The sequence below is a fragment of the Streptomyces sp. NBC_00250 genome (assembly GCF_036192275.1).
Classification (GTDB): Bacteria; Actinomycetota; Actinomycetes; order Streptomycetales; family Streptomycetaceae; genus Streptomyces.
In genome coordinates this window covers 7,154,061-7,169,334 of the sequence record NZ_CP108088.1, presented here as the reverse complement: position 1 = coordinate 7,169,334, position 15,274 = coordinate 7,154,061, and the positions used below count along the sequence as shown (strand labels likewise).

Genomic DNA, 15,274 nt, shown 5'->3' with positions numbered 1-15,274 from the left:
CGCGGGTACGGCGGCGGGTGCCCTCAGCCGAGCCGGAGGACGAGGGGGCCCGTCGCCGTCAGGACCGCCAGGTGCGTGTCGTCGACCCACTCGATGTCGTGCACCTCGCAGCCGAGCCGGATGCGGAGCAGCACCTCGGTGGTGTCGGCCGTGAACAGGGTCAGCGTGCCGTCGGCGGTGGCCGTCAGGACGGTGGGTCTGTCCTGCCGGGTCTGCAGCCGGAAGGCGCTGATCGGGGCTGTGTCGGGGCGCTTCACGGCACGTTCCGCACCGAACGTGACGCCCTCGCCGCCTTCCCGGGTTCGTACGGTGAGGACGGCGTCGGCGAGGACGCCGAGTGCCGGGCCGCCGGGCCAGAGGCCGAGCTCGAAGGGGACGGGGTCGAAGGTCGCCTCGCTCGCGCCGTATGTGCGCCTGACACCCAGCTGTTCCTCGTACGAGATGCTCCCGGGCAGGGAGAGAGCCACCAGACCGTTTCCCGTGGTGGTGAAGTCCTCGCTGCTTGAGACGAGTTCCCCTTCGGGACCGGGTTCCAGGACGATGCTGGACTTGGTGACCGCGTGCGTCCCGGTGAACGCGACGACGACTCCCCGCCCCACCGGGACCGCCTTGACCGGGCTCCGCCTGGAGAAGTCGGTGTGCGTCGGGCCGGCTCCGGACTCGCCGCCCCCGTCCAGGGCGAAACGGCTTCCGCCGCGCCCGTGATCACGGAGCACGGCGGCACGACGTGCCTTTCCGGGAAGGCCGACGACCCAGTCACGGGGGCTCCGTACGGTGACGCTCCGCTTCCCCCTCGGCCTGCTCCCGGGTCGCCACACCTCCACGTCCTCCCGCGCGGCGGCCGGAACCCTCCACCGCAGCACGGGCATCCCGGGATGCGCGGAGACCTCCCACAGGGCGTCGGGGTCGTCCTCCTCCGCCAACGACTCGCCGCTCACCCCGTCCCGCATCCGCAGGCCCGTGGCCGTGCGGGTGATCACGACCGGCTTCCGGTCCGCGAGGCCGGTCCAGAGGGACAGCACCCGACTGCCCGGGGCATCGTCGGGCTCACCGGAGGAGGCCGGGGGCCACACCTTGGCCGTCAGGGCCTCGTGCCCGAGGGAGACGAGCAACGGCGCATGGCCGTCGGAGCCCTGACGCACCGCCAGCAGCAGGCGGACGGGGTCGTCCGTCCTCGTGCTGCCCACCCCCGTGCCCTGCGCGTCCCAGGTCTTCACGGAAGACGCGGTCGCCTGGTGGCAGAGCGGATCGCCGCCCGACTCGTCCGGCGGCCCGAGAAGCAGCACGGGAGCGGCGCCGAAGCCCACCCACTCCACGACGCGGAGCCCGTTCGCTTCGGTCGTCCTCACCGTGTGCCCGTCCTCGCCACGGGGCGAGGGGCCGCCGACCGCGACGACGGAGCCGTACACCTCCAGGGCGGTCGCACCCCTCGTCCTCAGACGTCGGCGGAGCACGCGGCGCGCCGCGAAGCCCGATTCCACGGCGTCGTCCGGGGAGACGTCCCACGCGTTCAGGCGGGCCCGCCACCGTCGCCCGCGCCCCAGGACCACCGCCACCAGCAGGCCGCCGTCGTTCCGCTCCGCCACGGCGAGACGTTCGCCGCGCAGGACGCGCCCGCCCGGCAGGACGAGCGGGGCCCGGTCGGACGTCACGTGATGCAGGGTGACCCCGCCGCTCCGGTCGAGCACGGCGAGCACGCACGCTCCGGCATGGTCCGCCAACGCCCAGTCGGCCGCGTCGCCCCTCGCCGCGGCGCCGATCACGTCGCCGCTCTCCACGTCGCACACGAGGACGCTCTCGGCGGTCCCGAGCGCGACCCACGGCCGGGACCGGTGGCCCCGCACCGTGTCGACCGAACCGAACCCGGCGGGGAACTCGGCGCGGAAGCCGCCGCCCTCGACGTCCCAGGCCCGGACGAGGCCGTCCTTTCCGACGCCGACGAGCGTGGGCCCGCCGTGCACCGGGACGACGACGGCCTCGGTGACGGGGTGCGGGAAGGTGCCCACGGTCGCGTACGACACCGGCTCCACGTCCGCCCACTCGGTGTCCCAGGGAAGCTCCGGGTAGCGGTCCCGCACGGCGGCGGCGAGCTCGCCCGCGCCCGACTGGAAGGCGGAGAGGCGCAGATGGGCGGCGCGGACGCCGGGGTCGGTGTCGCTGTGCAGAACGGCGGCGCAGTGCGCGACCGTTCGGGCGGTGGTCGGCGCGGGGCCCGTGGCGGCCCGGTTGAGGACGCGCTGGAGGGCGGGCAGGTCGGCGGTGAGCAGGTACTCCGGGTCCAGGGCGAGGGTGTCGAGCAGAGCTGTGCCTTCGGCGTGCTCGGCCAGGTGGCGCCGGAGGTAGGGGGGCGCCTCGCCCCAACGCGGGCCGCGCGGGCCGTCGGGGACGACGGTGGCGAGGTGGTCGGCGACCCGCTGCCGGACACCGGAGTCGAACGTGCCGCGCAACGCGTCCGCGTACGCCTGGTGGTAGAGGCGGTAGACGGAGCGGCCGTCGGAGTCCAGGTCCTCGACGAGGTACTCGCCCGCCGTGTCGAGCAGCCAGGCCAGGTCCTCCCAGGCGAAGGCCGTGCCGGGTTCGGGGTGGCAGGCCGCGGCGACCGCGCGCCAGACCTGGTCCGGGGGCAGGCCGGCGCCTTCGGACAGGGCGAGGGCCCCCAGGAGGGCGAAGCCTCGTTCGGCGTCCGGGCCCAACTGGTGGCGGAGGACCCGGAGGAAGGTGTCGCCGGGGCTTTCGCCGACCTCCGGTACGCGGGTGCGCCAGTCGGGGGCGGTCGTGTCGATGGCGCGGGCCGCGCGGCCCAGGTAGCGGGCGGCGATGCGGGCGGAGAGGAAGCCGCCGTGGACGCGGGCGGCGATCTCCTCGGCGACCGTCCTGGCGGTGGCGTCGTCGTACGGTCCCTTGCTGGCGGGGCCGTCGGGGGCCTGGAGCAGGCGGCAGGCGTAGTCGGCGACGTCCCGGGCGCTGCGCTCCCGGGTGGTGTCGAGGTCCAGGACCGCCGGGTCGTCGCCCTCGAACGCGTCCACGACATGGGGGCGCATGCCGACGAGGAGCCGTACGCAGGGAATCCGGAGCAAGGGGCTCAGCAGGTCCTGTGCGATCCGCCGGGCCTCGGTGTCGTCGTCATGGGCCTCGCCGGCCTCGTCGAGGGCGTCGACGATCAGGTGGAGCGGGGCCCTGCGGGTCGCGAGGGAGCCGAGGAGTGCCTGCGGAGTGGCGGCGGTGATCCCCGCGGCGTCGGCGACCGCGGCCACGAGGTCTTCGAGGTAGCGGTGCCGGGCGTGGATGGCGGTGGGGGCGGGGGCGTTCGCCGTACGGCCACCGGAGCGCAGCAGCAGCTTGCCGAGGAGGGCCGACTTGCCGACGCCGGGGCCTCCGGTGATGATCAGGCCCCGGCGCCACTTGGCGTCGCCGTGGGCCAGCCAGCCGCTGATGCGATCGATTTCTTCGGTCCGGCCGATGAAGTAGGAGGCGTGCCGTCCGGGCGCGGTGTGTTCGAAGCCCTGGCCGCGCGGGGCGAAGTGGGTCTCCAGGTCGGCGCGCCTGCGCTGCGCCTCGGCGCCGTCGCCCGTGGCGGCGAATCGGGCGGCCAGTTCGGCGACGTCGCCCTCGTCGTACCGGGCCTCGGGGCGGTAGCCGGTGTTCTCGAAGCGGAAGAAGGAGTGGCTCTCGCTCTCGACGGTGCCACGGGCCCTCTGGCGGATCCGGGCCTCCTCGAAGATCTGGTTGACGGTATCCACGACCTGGCTCACCGAGAGGTACTCCTGCTTCTGGGAGACGGCGAGCCGGGCGAGGGCCGTTTCGAGGGCGGAGGCGAAGACCATCGAGGAGGCGGGTTCCCCGGCTCGGGCGACGGCGATCGCCGCGAAGTCGGTGAGTCGACGGCCGTCGGAGCCCGGGCGGCCGCCCAGGCGTTCGACGGCGCCTCGCTTGAGTGCGGCGTGCAGCTGTTCGGCGACGGCGGCCGCGTCGGTGCCGCCCTGTCCCGCGTCGCAGGTGTCGACGACGAGCAGGACCCGTTCGGCGCCGGAGTCCAGGACGATGCGGGTGAGGTCCTCGGCGGCGAGTGCCGTGCCGACGAGCCGGTCGTGGTGGCTGTCGGCGCAGAGCAGGTAGTGACGGTCGGCGGTGCCGATGCCGTGCCCCGTCCAGTACAGGACGACGGAGGTGCCGGTGCCGTCGGTTCGGTAGGCCCATTCGGCGAGCCGGTCCCGGGTGGTGGCGAGGTCGGCGTCGGTGACACGCTCCTCGATGTGGTGTCCGAGGCCGCCGAATACGTGGACGGCGACGCTCAATTCCTCTGGAACCAAGGGAAGTTCGGGCTCGTGTCGGTATTTCGAGGTGCCGACGACGACGAGCCTGCGGTGGATCCCGACCGCCCCGCCGTCTGCCGGGTTCTCGCCGCCCGCCCCGGCCGTTCCGTCCGCTCCGCGCACCCCGACCACCCCGCTCACGGGGCCAGTTATACCCCGAAGTCCCGGGGGCCCGAAGGCCTCAGGGCCGCAGTGCCCGCAGCAGCAGGTCGGCGAGGTGGCCGGCGACCTGCTGGGGGGTGAGGGGGCCGTCCGGGCGGTACCAGGTGGAGAGGTGGTGCACCGAACCGAAGTGGTAGTCGACGACCAGGTCGGCGGGGGTGGCCGAGGAGAACACCCCGGACCGCTGCCCCTCCTCGATCAGGGCGCGGAACCGCTCGTGGTAGTGCCGCCGCTCCGACCGGACCTGCTTGTTCTTCTCCGGGCTGAGGTGGTGCATGGAGCGGAAGAAGATGGCGGCGTCGTCGAGGTTCTCGATGGTGGTGACGACGACGTCGGCGGCGGCTTCGCGCAGCCGGTCCTCGATGGGCGCGTCGGCGTCCGCGAAGGCGTCGAGGCGCTCCTGCTGGAGGCGGAGGACGCGGGAGTAGACCTCCTGGAGGAGGTCCTCCTTGGAACCGAAGTAGTGGTAGAGCGCACCCTTGGTGACCCCGGCCGCCTCGACGATCTCCTGGACGGAGGTGCGGTCGTACCCCTGCTCGGCGAAGAGCCGGGTGGCGGCGGCGAGGAGCCTCTGGGGGACGGGTGTGCCGCCCCCGTCCGTCGTCCTGGCCATGCTCCGCCGCCTTCCGGTCGTTCTCGATGGTCGTTCTCGGTGGTCGTTCTCGGTGATGGTGCTCGGTGATTGTTTTCGGTCAAGGGAACGCGTTCCCGCCGGTAGATCTTCGCATCCGCCGGGGCGTTTGCTAACGGGTGCCCGTCTCCCAGGTCTGCTGGACGTGGTTCATGGTGCCGAGCCAGCGCTCGGGGTCGGCGGCCCGGTTCCGGTAGTAGCCGGCCACCTCGGGGTGCGGGAGCACGAGGAAGCGGTCGGCGGCGATGGCGTCGAGGAGGGCGTCGGCGACGTCCTCGGGCTCGATGGCGGTGGGGGCCAGGACGAGGTCGCCGGCCGTTCCGGCGGCCGTGAGCATGTCCGTACGGACACCTTGCGGGCAGATGGCGTGGACGGCGAGGCCGCGGTGCCGGTAGGTGAGGGAGAGCCATTCGGCGAAGGCGTACGCGCCGTGCTTGGAGACGCTGTACGGCGCCGCGCCGATCATGGTGAGCAGTCCGGCGGCGGAGACCGTGGACACGAACCGGCCGCTGCCGCGCTCCAGCCAGTCGGGGAGCAGGGCGCGGGCCGCGCGGACGTGGGCCATGACGTTGACGTCCCAGGCGGCGGCCCAGACGTCCTCGTCGGCGAAGGCGTCGCCGGGCGAGGAGAGTCCGGCGTTGGCGCACCAGATGTCGACGGTGCCACCGAGGGCCTCGCGGGCCTCGTCGACGACGGCGGAGGCGTCTCCGGGGACGGCGAGGGCACCGATCTCCTCGGCGACGGCCTTGGTACGGACGGGGTCGAGGTCGTTGACGACGACCCGGGCCCCTTCGGCGACGAACCGGCGCGCGAGGGCGGCACCGATGCCTCCGCCCGCTCCCGTGACGACGACTCCGGCGCCCTGGACCTGGTTCGTGCCCTCGCTCATGGACCCACCTCTCCGTATGACGCCTCGACGACCCGCGGCGACCTGTGACGACCCGTGACGACGCGGACAGACTAACCAGTCGGTATGGAAAGACGGAAGGGTGTCGGCCGCATGCCTCGTTCCCGTGGGCGGTCAGGACCGCTAGCGTGCGTGCCCATGTCACGTGCCCCGGCCGGGGACGGCGATCGAGGAGGTTTCGCATGGGCCTGTCGCGACGGAGTCTGCTGGCCGCCGGGGGCGCCCTCGGGGCAGTGGCGGCCACCGCGCCCACCGTCGCGGCGGGACAGCCGCAGGGGCACGGGCGCGTGCGGACCGGCTTCGAGCGGCTCGCCGACGACGGGTACGCCCTGCTCGCCGGCGAGCGGGTGGGCATCGTCACCAATCCGACCGGCATCACCCGGGACGCCCGGCACGTCGTGGACGTGATGCACGCCGACGAACGGGTGGACCTGGTCGCCGTCTTCGGCCCCGAGCACGGCTTCCGGGGCACCGCGCAGGCGGGCGGCTCCGAGGGGCGGTACGACGACCCGGCGACCGGGCTGCCCGTCTACGACACGTACCTGAAGAGCGGGCAGCCGCTCGCGGACGTCTTCACCGCGTCCGGTGTGGACACGGTCGTCTTCGACATCCAGGACGCCGGTGCCCGCTTCTACACCTACATCTGGACGCTGTACGACTGCATGGCGGCCGCCGCCCTCGCCGGGAAGCGGTTCGTGGTCCTGGACCGGCCGAACCCGGTGACCGGCCGGGCGGCGCTCGGCCCCGTCCTGGACCGGGCGTTCGCCACCTTCGTCGGACGCGAGCCGATCGCCCAGGCGCACGGCATGACGGTGGCCGAACTGGCCCGTCTCTTCAACGGCGAGTTCCTGGCGTCGCCGGTCGCCCTGGAGACCGTACGGATGACGGGCTGGCGGCGCACCGACTTCTTCGACGCGACCGGCCTGCCCTGGGTGCCGCCCAGCCCCAACATGCCGACCCCGGACACCGCGCTCGTCTACTCCGGGACCTGTCTCTTCGAGGGGACGAACCTCTCCGAGGGGCGGGGCACCACCCGCCCCTTCGAGCTCCTCGGCGCCGAGGGGATCGACCGGCGGTGGGCGGAGGCGGCGAACGCGCTCGCGCTGCCCGGGGTCCGGTTCCGCGAGGCGTACTTCGCGCCGACCTTCTCCAAGTTCCAGGGGAAGACCGTGGGCGGGGTGCAGCTGCACGTCCACGACCGGGAGTCCTTCGATCCGGTGCGGGCCGGGATCGGGCTCCTGGTCACCGCCCGCAGCTCCTGGTCCGGCTTCGCGTGGCGGGCGGACAACTGGATCGACAAGCTGACCGGTTCGACCCGGGTGCGGACGCTGATCGACGCGGGCGCGGGGGTGGACGAGGTCGTCGGGGCGTGGCAGGCGGACCTGGCGTCCTTCCGGGCGGTGCGGAAGGAGTATCTGCTGTACCGCTGACGGGGGTTGTCCCCCCGCTCCACCGGGGTGAAGGCCGGATGTTCCCGAGGATGTCCGGCCGACCACGCTTGCCCCATGAACCTCGCCACTCCTTCCTTGCCCTCCTCGCCCTCCTTACGGCGCCGTCTGCCCCTCGTCGGGCTGCTCGTCGCCGCGTGCCTCGGCGCCCTGGCGCCCGCCGCCGGGGCGGCCGGCACCCCGACCGCTCCCGATCCCGCGCGCGAACTCGCCCGCACCGCACAGCCGTTGACCGATCTGCGCCCGCTCGACCGGATGATCGGCTCGGCCAAGGTCGTCGGCATCGGCGAGGCCACCCACAGCTCTGCGGAGTTCTTCACCACCAAGCACCGGATCTTCGAACACCTCGTGGAGCGCAAGGGCTTCACCACCTTCGCCCTGGAGGCCAACTGGTCCACCGGGCTGCTCGTCGACGAGTGGGTGCGCACCGGCCGCGGCGACATCCGGGCGATCATGCGGGACGAGTTCCAGGAGTCCTACCGGCTCTGGAACACCGAGGAGTACCTCGACCTCTTCCGCTGGATGCGGCGGCACAACCAGCTCCACCCCGACCACCAGGTCCGCTTCATGGGCAACGACCTCGGCTACGCGGGATCGAACCTCTTCGACGAGGTGACCTCCTACGTGGCCCGCACCCACCCCGCGCTCCTCCCCCGCTTCCAGGAGCTGTACCGGACCTCGCGCCCCACGGGCGAGGTCGAGGCGTGGATGAAGGGGTACATGACCAGGCCGCGCCCCGAACGGCAGCGGATGGCCGCCGATGTGAACGCCGCTCTCGCCCTCCTGGAGCGGCAGCGGCCCGGGAAGGGCGCACGCGCGCGTGAGGCGGCGGAGTGGGCGGTGCAGCACGCGCGGGCCGTCGCCCAGGTCGGCACCGAGTTCGCCCACGACCTGTTCACGGACGCCGGAGCCGCCGCGGCGATGCTCTACCGCGACCGGGTCATGGCCGAGAACACCGTGTGGTGGCAGCGGCGGACCGGGGACCGGATCGTGCTCTCCGCGCACAACGGGCACGTCGGCTACGAGACCACGAAGCCCGAGCAGTACCCACGGCTCCAGGGCGCCTTCCTCCGCGACGCCCTCGGCCGGGACTACGTGAGCGTCGGCGCCTCCTTCGGACAGGGCTCCTTCAACGCGCACGACACCGAGGCCCCCGGCGAGCCGCTCCGGGCCTTCACCGTCGGACCGCTCGGCCCCGACAGCAGCGCCCACACCCTGGATCGGGTCTCGCCCGGCGCCTTCTACCTGGACCTGCGGCACACGACGCCGGCGGCGCGCGACTGGCTCGGCACGCACCGGACGAGCCGGGTCATCGGGACGGCGTACCCCTGGGTGGGCACGGAGGCGCAGGTGCGCCTGTCCACGGCGTACGACCTGCTCGTCCACTTCCCCCGGATCACGGCGGCGCGGCTGCGCTGAACGGGGCACGCGCGCGTGGCCCGGCCGGCCGCCGGCGGGGCACGTACGCGTGACGCCGCTGCGCCGAGTGGGGCACGCGCGCGCCGTACGGCTGCGCCGACGGAGGTACGGGCCCCGGTCGAGGTCTGACCGGGGCCCCGTCCGGGCATGCTGGCCCTTGGAGCCGCCGCCCGCGCGGAGCGCGCCCTGGGCGCGGCGGCCACCTCGACGTGGAGGGACGGTCGGGCCGTGACCGGGATGAGTGTGGAGCCGTACCGGGAGATCACCTTCGACAAGGAGGGCGACGGGCCCGCGGGGCAGTCCGCCGCCCTCGCCGCACTGGCCCGGCAGGGTCTGACCGACCTGGTGGTGTTCGCGCACGGGTGGAACAACTCGCCTTCCGGCGCCACCCGGCTCTACTCCGACTTCTTCGAGCCCTTTCCCGGTCTGTTCGCTCCCGGGGTGGAGGTCGGGTACGCGGGAGTGATCTGGCCCTCGATGATGTTCACGGGCGAGCCGGTCCCGGACTACCGGGCCCTCGTGTCGGTCCTGCCGGAGAAGGAGCCCGTCCTCGACCGGCTCACGGAGCTCCTCGTGACGGAGCCGGCGGAGGAGGCCGCGTTCGCCGAGTTCGGGGAGCTGCTGCGGGAGCTGACGGACGTGTCCGCCGGTGGTGACGACCGGGAGGGCGCCGCCGGGGCCCGGGAGCCGGTGCCGGAGTTCCTGGTCGGGGATCCGGTGGAGGTGTGCGCCCTGTTCACCGAGGCGCTCGGGGCGGACGCCGTCCCGCCGGAGGGTTTCGGCGAGGGGCTCAAGCGGTACTGGAAGGGGGCCCGCGAGGCCCTGCGGCAGGCCACGTACTACCTGATGAAGAAGCGGTCCGGGCGGGTCGGCGAGTTCGGCCTCGGGCCGCTGCTCGGCGAGGTCGCCCGTGCCGCCCCCGGTCTCCGCGTCCACCTGGTGGGTCACAGCATGGGTGCCCGGCTCGTCGCGTTCGCGCTGAAGGGGCTGCCGTCGGGTGCCCGTCCGGTCGCCTCCGTGACCCTCCTCCAGGGCGCCTTCTCGCATTACGCGTTCGCGGCGCGGCTGCCGCACGACCCCGGCCGGCCGGGCTCGCTGCGGGACATGCAGCAGCGGGTCCGGGGGCCCGTGGTGGCCTGCTACTCGCGGCACGACACCGCGCTCGGGGTGATGTATCCGCTGGCGTCCCGGCTCGCGGGCGACGACTCCGAGTCGTTCGCCGCGACGGCCGGTCTGCTCGGCACGGACGATCCGCGCTGGGGGGCGATCGGGCACGACGGCGTCCAGGCGGTGCCCGGGACGGTGGTTCGGAACCTTGCGGCGGTCCTGCGCGAGGGAGTGCCGGCCTCGGGGTGTGTGAGCGTCGACACGGCGGACGTGGTCCGCTCGCACAGCGACATCCGCCGGGCCGAGCTGGCCCGGGTGGTGGTGTCGGCGGCGACGACCGGCAGGTAGACGGGGTGCGGGACCTCCGCCCGCCCCCACCCGGACCTCGTCCGCACCCCAGCGGACTCTTCGGTTCCGCCCGCCCTCGGGGGCCTCTCGCGCACCGCTGATGGCTGCCATCGGAATTTCGATGGAACACGGCGGGGCGCTCGTTCGTCCCTCTGATATCGCGGAAGGACCAGCGGCGGAGGTGGCGGGAGATGGCCGGTTTCCGGAGTCTCGCGAGACAGGTGCGCGATCCGGGGTGCGACACGGCGCTGCGCAGGTACTCGCTGCGCAAGTGTCTGGAACGGTTCGCGCCGTACGGGCACCGGGCTACGTGGGACCACCTGTGCCGCAGGCACAGGTTCGGACCCGAGGACCGGGAGCTCGATCCTGGGCGGCTGATCGCCGCGCTCGACGAGCTGGAGGAGGCGCGGGCCGTGTGGCTCGCGTACGAGGAGGAGTTCGCCGCCCGGCGGCGGCGCGAGAAGCACGAGGGGCTGCGCGGGCTCGGCGCGGTCGACGACTGGCACCGCCGGGTCTGGGGCGGCAACGGCGTGGTGCGGTGCGGCGATCCGGCCGTGCATCCGTCGGACCCGCTGCCCGAGGTGCTGCGGCGGCTGATCACCGCCCTCGAACAGGGACCGGGCGAGCGGTGCCCGGTGTGCGAGGGACCGCGCATCGAGTGGGCCGGTCCCGGCGACACGTACGAACCGTGGCTGGGCCCCGTCTGCGGGGACTGCGGGGTGGGTGTGCCGCGTGCGGTGCTCACCTCGGGAGCGCTGGCCCGTGCCCGCGGGGAGCGGAACCGGTCGCTGGCGTCGGCGGCGTGAACCCTCGGGGAACCGACGGGCTTCCGGCGCCCCACGTACTGCGGGCGCCCCCGGTGCTGCCGGTACTGCAGGTCTGCCTCAACGGGTCACGGGGGCCCGGAGATTCGGCCGCGGTTCCGATGTCGCCCGAGTCGCTCGCGGAGTCCGCGGCCCGGGCGGTGGCGGCGGGTGCCGGGGAGGTGCGGGTGCATCCCCGTACGCCGTGCGGGGGTACGTCGCTCTCGCCCCGGGTGCTCGGCCCGGTCCTGATCTCGGTCCGGGCGGCGGTGGGCACACCCGTGCGGGTCACGACCGCCATGGCCGCCGAGACCGATCCGGGGCGCCGGGTGGAGCGGATCGGCTGCTGGGACGTGCTGCCCGATCTGGTGTCGGTCGACTGGCACGAGCCGGACGCGGAGGAGACGGCGGCAGCGCTGCTGGAGCGCGGGATCGGGGTCGAGGCCGTGCTGTGGTCCCGTACGGACGGCCCCGCCCGATTCGCGCGCTCGCCGCTCGCGCCCCGGGTACGACGGGTCCTCGCCAAGGTCCCGGACGCACAGTCTGCGACCCGGGCCGAGGACGAGGTCGGGGACACGGCGCGCTCGCTCCTGTCCGCGCTCGAACTCCCGCCCCTCATGCCCACGTTGCTCCACGGCGAGAACGCGGGTGCGTGGCCGGTGCTGCGGCTCGCCCGCCGTCTCGGCCTCGCCGCCCGGATCGGCCTTGAGGACACCGTGCTGCTTCCGGACGGCACACGAGCGCGCTCGAACGCGGAGCTGGTGACCGCGGCCCTGTCCGGCTAACCGTCGCCGTCGGCCGGGGCGGGGTTGCGCACGGGCAGCAGGCGGGAGCCCGCCATCCGCTCGCCGAAGGCGTCGTCGGGGTTGGACAGGACGCAGGTCTCCAGGGAGAGGCAGCCGCAGCCGATGCAGTCCGTCAGATGGTCGCGGAGCCGGCCGAGCTGCTTGATGCGCTCGTCCAGTTCGGTGCGCCAGGCCGCCGAGAGCCGGGCCCAGTCCTCGTTCGTGGGCGTGCGCTCCTCCGGGAGCTGGGCGAGCGCCTCGCGGATGGTGGCCAGCGGGATCCCGACCCGCTGGGCGGCGCGCACGAAGGCGACCCGGCGCAGGGTGTCACGGCCGTAGCGGCGCTGGTTGCCGCTGGTGCGACGGCTGCTGATGAGCCCCTTCGCCTCGTAGAAGTGGAGGGCGGAGACGGCGGCCCCGCTACGGGCGGAGAGCTGGCCGACGGTGAGCTCGTGGATCTTCTCTGGAATCTGCGGCACCCCGCGACCCTACTGGTCCGTTGACAGCGGCCCGCTCACCCCACATGCTGAGCAAGCGCTTAGATACCGACCGTTGGGTATGTCGTACCAGAAGGGAAACAGGAACATGGCCGAGCCGAGGATCTTCACCTCCGCCGAGGAGCTGCGCGCGGGGGTCGGCGAGCAGCTGGGGCACAGCGACTGGGTCGAGATCGACCAGAAGCGGATCGACCTCTTCGCGGACGCGACCGGGGACCACCAGTGGATCCACGTGGACCCGGAACGCGCCGCCGACGGGCCGTTCGGCACCACCATCGCGCACGGCTATCTGACCCTGTCGCTGCTCCCGCTGTTCGTTCCGCAGGTGCTGCGGGTCGAGGGCATGAAGATGGGCCTCAACTACGGCACGGAGAAGGTGCGCTTCCCCGCCCCGGTCCCGGTCGGCTCGCGGCTGCGCGCCACGGCCGTCCTGACGAAGGTCGAGGAGGCGGGCGGCGGCGTGCAGGTGACGGCGGCCGTGACGGTGGAGCGCGAGGGCTCCGAGAAGCCGGTCTGCGTCGCCGAGTCGGTCTCCCGTTACTACTTCTGAGCGCCGACCATCCTGAGGACGAGGTCGGCGTAGAGTGCGCCGACCTCGTCGGGCGTCCGGCGGCCCTGGGTGGTGAACCAGCGCGAGACGTCGATGCAGAGCGAGAGCACGGCGACCGTGGTGCCGGGGACGTCCGGCACGTCGAACTCACCGGCCGCCACACCCTCGTTGATGATGCCGCGCACGGCCGCGTCGGACTCGCGGCGCAGCTCCACGATCTCGGTGCGGTGGTCGGGGCCGAGGGCGTCGAGCTCGTACTGGACGACCCGCGCGGTGGTGTGGCGCTCGGCGTGCCAGCGGACGAAGGACCGGACGGCGTCGGCGAGGCGCTCGGCGGCCGTGCCGTCGCCGTCGGCCGCGGCCCGGAGGATCTCCAGGGCCTTGTCGTGACCGATGCGGCTGATCCGGTGGAGCAGCTCTTCCTTGGTCTTGTAGTGGATGTAGAGCGCGGCCGGGCTCATCCCCGCGCGGCCGGCGATGTCCCGGGTGGTGGTGGCGTGGTAGCCGCGCTCGGCGAACGCCTCGACGGCGGCCACCAGCAGTCGCCGGGCCGCCTCGGGCGTGACCTCGCCCCAGGGCATGTCCTCGCCCCCGGGCGTCTCCTCCGCCGCGCTCATCCCACACTCCCTCTCGGTCCCCGTCAGAACGAACACCATACAACGAGGGTGAGCAAGCGCTTAGCGATCTCCGGCTCCGGAAATCGGCGACGGCTGGATCGGTGGCTCCGGAGGTCGGTGGCTCCGGAGATCAGTGACTCAGAGCTTCTGGAAGGGGTCGTGCTCGGCGAGCAGCTTCTCCAGCCGGGCCTGGTCGACCCGACTGACGATCTGCCCGGCCTCCTGGCGGTCGCGGACGACCTTGGCGAGCGTGAACGCCGAGGTGGTGAGGTAGAGGACCGCGACGGCGAGGAAGGCGCGGACCCAGGCACTGGCCTCCAGCTGGAAGATGCCGATGGCCACGGCCGCGAGGGCGATCCCGAAGGAGAGGACGGCCTGCATGTAGTAGGCCGCGGTGTTCTGCTGCTTGACCGGTGTGTCGCTCATGGGCACAGCATCGGCCGAACGTGGCGGGTGCCACATCCGCCCGCGTACTCAGAGACGTACTCAGGTCAGAAGGCGGAGACCCCCGTCAGCGCCCGGCCGATGATGAGCTTCTGGATCTGGCTCGTGCCCTCGTAGAGGGTCATCACGCGCGCGTCGCGGACCAGCTTGCCGACCGGGTACTCGTCGATGTAGCCGTAGCCGCCGAAGACCTGCAGGGCGTTGTTCGCGGCGCGCACGGCGGCCTCGGAGGCGTACAGCTTGGCCTTGGAGGCGGCGGTCGCGAAGTCCTGGCCCCGGTCGATCAGATCGGCGACCCGCCAGGTGAGCAGCCGGGCGGCGTCCACGTCGACGGCGATGTCGCTGATCAGCTCCTGCACGAGCTGATAGGAGGCGATGGGCTTGCCGAACTGCTCCCGCTCCCCCGCGTACCGCACGGCCGCGTCGAGGGCGGCCTGCGCGATGCCGACACAGCCGGCCGCGACGGACATGCGGCCCTTGGCGAGGGCGGACATGGCGACGGCGAAGCCCTTGCCCTCGGGGCCGAGCATCGCCGCGGCCGGGACGCGGACGTCCTCCAGGACCAGTTCGGCGGTGGCCTGGCCGCGAAGGCCGAGCTTGCCGTGGACGGGGCGGCGGGTGAGGCCGGGGGTGTCGGTGGGGACGAGGAAGGCGGAGACGCCCTTGTGGCCGGGGGTGTCGTTGGTGCGGGCGAAGAGCAGGACGACATCGGCCCAGGTGCCGTTGGTGATGAACATCTTGGTGCCGTTGATCATGTAGTCACCGGTGCCGCCGTCCCGCACCGCGCGCGTGGCGAGGTTCCCGGCGTCGGAGCCGGTGCCCGGCTCGGTGAGGCCGAAGCAGCCGAGCGCCTCGCCGGAGGCGAGCCGGGGCAGCCACTCCCGCTTCTGCTCCTCGCCGCCCCAGGCGGCGACGGTCTTGGCGACCAGGCCGAGGGAGACGGAGACGATGCCGCGCACGGAGGAGTCGCCGCGGCCGAGCTCCTCGGTCACCAGGCAGTACGCGAGGTGGTCGCCGCCGGAACCGCCGTACTCCTCCGGGATCGTGAGCCCGAGGAAGCCGACGGCACCGAGCTTCTTCACGATCGCCCGGTCCACCTCCTCGGCGCGGTCCCACGCCGTGGCGTGCGGGGTGACCTCGCGTGCGACGAAGTCCTCGGCGAGCCGCCGTACGGCTTCCTGCTCCTCGCTGAGTTCCAGATTCATGCGGCGCCCACCTCACCCGACCATTTAATTACCACTGC

General features: G+C 73.2%; 13 protein-coding genes. 6 read left to right on the top strand and 7 right to left on the bottom strand.

The genetic code is table 11. The features are described 5' to 3' along the window. Positions 1–23 precede the first annotated feature (23 nt). The 3 genes from OG259_RS32490 to OG259_RS32480 all read right to left on the bottom strand — a co-directional run bounded on the left by OG259_RS32490 (position 24) and on the right by OG259_RS32480 (position 5,995). Positions 24–4,454 (bottom strand): hypothetical protein, encoded by a 4,431-nt coding sequence (locus tag OG259_RS32490; RefSeq protein WP_328945491.1) that lies wholly within the window; start codon positions 4,452–4,454, stop codon positions 24–26. A gap of 40 nt (positions 4,455–4,494) precedes the next feature. Continuing rightward, positions 4,495–5,088, bottom strand: a complete 594-nt coding sequence (locus OG259_RS32485; protein WP_328945490.1) for a TetR/AcrR family transcriptional regulator — start codon at positions 5,086–5,088, stop codon at positions 4,495–4,497. Between the two features lie 130 nt (positions 5,089–5,218). After that, a complete protein-coding gene (locus tag OG259_RS32480) occupies positions 5,219–5,995 on the bottom strand; it encodes an SDR family oxidoreductase (RefSeq protein WP_266890073.1) in 777 nt (258 codons plus the stop codon). Positions 5,996–6,195: 200 nt separating this feature from the next. On the opposite strand from OG259_RS32480, the gene OG259_RS32475 reads away from it, so the two are divergent. The 5 genes from OG259_RS32475 (at position 6,196) to OG259_RS32455 (ending at position 11,923) form a co-directional block, all read left to right on the top strand. Beyond that, the gene (locus OG259_RS32475) at positions 6,196–7,443 is read left to right on the top strand and encodes an exo-beta-N-acetylmuramidase NamZ family protein (RefSeq protein ID WP_328945489.1); all 1,248 of its coding nucleotides are present in this window, start codon (positions 6,196–6,198) and stop codon (positions 7,441–7,443) included. A gap of 75 nt (positions 7,444–7,518) precedes the next feature. After that, on the top strand, positions 7,519–8,880 hold the full coding sequence (locus tag OG259_RS32470; RefSeq protein WP_328945488.1) for an erythromycin esterase family protein: 1,362 nt from the start codon (positions 7,519–7,521) through the stop codon (positions 8,878–8,880). Positions 8,881–9,117: 237 nt separating this feature from the next. Then, positions 9,118–10,335 (top strand): serine-threonine protein kinase, encoded by a 1,218-nt coding sequence (locus OG259_RS32465; RefSeq protein ID WP_328947246.1) that lies wholly within the window; start codon positions 9,118–9,120, stop codon positions 10,333–10,335. Between the two features lie 191 nt (positions 10,336–10,526). Then, positions 10,527–11,141, top strand: coding sequence for a hypothetical protein (locus tag OG259_RS32460; RefSeq protein WP_328945487.1), 615 nt, complete (start codon positions 10,527–10,529; stop codon positions 11,139–11,141). Positions 11,142–11,179: 38 nt separating this feature from the next. Then, positions 11,180–11,923, top strand: coding sequence for a 3-keto-5-aminohexanoate cleavage protein (locus tag OG259_RS32455; RefSeq protein WP_443052152.1), 744 nt, complete (start codon positions 11,180–11,182; stop codon positions 11,921–11,923). Here the strand turns inward: OG259_RS32455 and soxR are convergent. Then, positions 11,920–12,402 (bottom strand): redox-sensitive transcriptional activator SoxR, encoded by a 483-nt coding sequence (gene soxR, locus OG259_RS32450; protein WP_328945486.1) that lies wholly within the window; start codon positions 12,400–12,402, stop codon positions 11,920–11,922. The two genes, OG259_RS32455 and soxR, sit on opposite strands and share 4 nt — an antisense overlap. A 106-nt stretch (positions 12,403–12,508) precedes the next feature. On the opposite strand from soxR, the gene OG259_RS32445 reads away from it, so the two are divergent. Next, positions 12,509–12,970, top strand: a complete 462-nt coding sequence (locus OG259_RS32445) for a MaoC family dehydratase (protein WP_266890083.1) — start codon at positions 12,509–12,511, stop codon at positions 12,968–12,970. On the opposite strand, the gene OG259_RS32440 is transcribed toward OG259_RS32445, so the two are convergent. From OG259_RS32440 to OG259_RS32430, 3 genes are all read right to left on the bottom strand, one after another. Continuing rightward, entirely contained in the window at positions 12,961–13,587 is a 627-nt protein-coding gene (locus tag OG259_RS32440; protein ID WP_328945485.1) for a TetR/AcrR family transcriptional regulator, read from the bottom strand. The two genes, OG259_RS32445 and OG259_RS32440, sit on opposite strands and share 10 nt — an antisense overlap. A gap of 138 nt (positions 13,588–13,725) precedes the next feature. After that, entirely contained in the window at positions 13,726–14,013 is a 288-nt protein-coding gene (locus OG259_RS32435; protein ID WP_024758619.1) for a YiaA/YiaB family inner membrane protein, read from the bottom strand. 65 nt (positions 14,014–14,078) lie between these two features. Then, on the bottom strand, positions 14,079–15,236 hold the full coding sequence (locus OG259_RS32430; protein ID WP_328945484.1) for an acyl-CoA dehydrogenase family protein: 1,158 nt from the start codon (positions 15,234–15,236) through the stop codon (positions 14,079–14,081). Positions 15,237–15,274: the final 38 nt, after the last annotated feature.

What these genes read in the sequence shown, in the direction of transcription:
- OG259_RS32480 (WP_266890073.1), bottom strand. Translation starts at nt 5,995, where the DNA reads ATGAGCGAGGGCACGAACCAGGTCCAGGGCGCCGGAGTCGTCGTCACG.
- OG259_RS32470 (WP_328945488.1), top strand. Translation starts at nt 7,519, where the DNA reads ATGAACCTCGCCACTCCTTCCTTGCCCTCCTCGCCCTCCTTACGGCGC.
- OG259_RS32485 (WP_328945490.1), bottom strand. Translation starts at nt 5,088, where the DNA reads ATGGCCAGGACGACGGACGGGGGCGGCACACCCGTCCCCCAGAGGCTC.
- OG259_RS32475 (WP_328945489.1), top strand. Translation starts at nt 6,196, where the DNA reads ATGGGCCTGTCGCGACGGAGTCTGCTGGCCGCCGGGGGCGCCCTCGGG.
- OG259_RS32435 (WP_024758619.1), bottom strand. Translation starts at nt 14,013, where the DNA reads ATGAGCGACACACCGGTCAAGCAGCAGAACACCGCGGCCTACTACATG.
- OG259_RS32440 (WP_328945485.1), bottom strand. Translation starts at nt 13,587, where the DNA reads ATGAGCGCGGCGGAGGAGACGCCCGGGGGCGAGGACATGCCCTGGGGC.
- OG259_RS32430 (WP_328945484.1), bottom strand. Translation starts at nt 15,236, where the DNA reads ATGAATCTGGAACTCAGCGAGGAGCAGGAAGCCGTACGGCGGCTCGCC.
- OG259_RS32445 (WP_266890083.1), top strand. Translation starts at nt 12,509, where the DNA reads ATGGCCGAGCCGAGGATCTTCACCTCCGCCGAGGAGCTGCGCGCGGGG.
- OG259_RS32460 (WP_328945487.1), top strand. Translation starts at nt 10,527, where the DNA reads ATGGCCGGTTTCCGGAGTCTCGCGAGACAGGTGCGCGATCCGGGGTGC.
- OG259_RS32465 (WP_328947246.1), top strand. Translation starts at nt 9,118, where the DNA reads ATGAGTGTGGAGCCGTACCGGGAGATCACCTTCGACAAGGAGGGCGAC.